At 44.6% G+C, this 1,622-nt stretch carries 2 protein-coding genes; both read right to left on the bottom strand.

What is annotated here, in order from left to right:
- A partial coding sequence (locus A3762_RS10850) for a phosphoribosyltransferase (protein ID WP_369820677.1) occupies positions 1-140 on the bottom strand: 140 nt, incomplete at its 3' end.
- A gap of 124 nt (positions 141-264) precedes the next feature.
- Positions 265-1,311 carry a fasciclin domain-containing protein gene (locus A3762_RS10845; protein WP_197469202.1) on the bottom strand — a complete coding sequence of 349 codons (1,047 nt, stop codon included), beginning with the start codon at positions 1,309-1,311 and terminating at the stop codon, positions 265-267.
- Positions 1,312-1,622: the final 311 nt, after the last annotated feature.

Here is a 1,622-nt window from a genome sequence, read left to right as displayed (position 1 = left end):
TGAACAGCGATGCCTACTGGAGCACCACCACGCCATACGCCTACGATGTAGTCAGGGCGGAAGCCACTTTCATAAATTTGAATTGCTAGCTTGAATGAGTCTTCAAGAAGTTGCTGGGCGCTGATAAAAGTTTTTTCCATTGTTCGTACCAAATACAAGTAATAAGTAATCGGCGCGAACTATAGCCAAAAAAGGATTAACTTTCATTAGAAATAAAAAAGGTCGGGTATTCCCCGACCTTATAGTGCTAATCTAATGCGACACTTAGTCGACAGTGAAGATTACTTTGTCGATAACGTGGATCACACCATTAGAAGCTTTGACGTCTGCTTCTACTACGGTACTTCCTTCAATCATTAATGCATTGTTCATAATGTCGATGTTTAGGTTATTCATCGCTAAGGTTGTTTCTGTGCCACCGTTAGAGGCATAAGCAAGAATTGAGCTAACTTCTTTGCCGAGAATATGTTGGCTAAGAATTCCTGGAAGATCTGGACTAGCTAGAAGTTGTGCGTCTGTTAAACCTTCTTCGCTCAGAAGTGTTGCGAACGCGGCATCGGTCGGAGCAAACACTGTAAGCGTTGCATTCGGGTCAACAGCAGCAGCGAGAAGTCCCGATGCGCCAGCTGTTTGAAGAGCTGCAAGTAAGATAGTGAACTCTGCATCGCTCGCGCCTGCTAGCGCTGTAACGATTCCTCCGATTGTCGTTGACTCATCACTCAATTCGCTCGGTGGTGGTAGCAACACTTTATCAATTACGTGAATAACACCATTAGTCGCATCAACATCAGGAGTCACTACGCGGGAAGTGTTTACGTAAAGAACGTCTGCGTTGTTTTCGCTAGAGAGAGATAGCGCAACGCTTTCGGTGCCTTGCGTTGGAACGATATTTCCTGGTGCTGGTGTTTGTGCAACACTAATTGCGCCAGTTGAGTCTACTTCACCTACTGACGTTGCAAGAACGTGGTAAGGCAGAACTTGATTCAACAATGCAGTGTTACCAAGCAGTGTTGGTGCATCTACGCCCAAGTCAGTAAGCAATGCTGCGAATGCATCATCAGTTGGTGCAAATACTGTCAACTCGTCATCGCCGCTAAGAAGTGCCGCGATTGAAGGGTCTGCATCAACCACCGCAGACTCAAGGATTGTTGTGTTCGGATTATCGGTTGCAACTTCAAGAATGTTGCGTGTTTCAACAGCTGCTGCAACGTTGTCATCACTGTCACTACATGCTGAAATCAATGGGATTGCACCCAGAATCATTAAAGGCGCCCAGCGCTTCACGTTGGTGCCAAAGCTAATCATGCTCATGGTAAATTCCTTAAATTGTTCGGAGACGCGAAGCGAACTCCCTTGAATAAAATTGTTCTTATCTTTCACAACTTGATGAAGAACTTCGATTTTTATGAGCGCTCGGGTCGGGTTACGGGGGGGCGTTTAACAATGGATCACATTTGTTCGGAAAATTCGTTGCAAATCATTTTTTTTGTCAGATCGCCCTCAAATGAGGTGATTTGCATGAAAAATAGTCATCTAAGTAGAATCTAACTGCGTAGCAAAATTTGGTCTAAAGCAAGTGGCTGACAATGAAGCGCAGATACTTGAATCGAAAACGATATAAA

This window comes from Oleiphilus sp. HI0125 (assembly GCF_001635355.1).
This window is presented reverse-complemented; position numbering and strand designations above follow the sequence as displayed.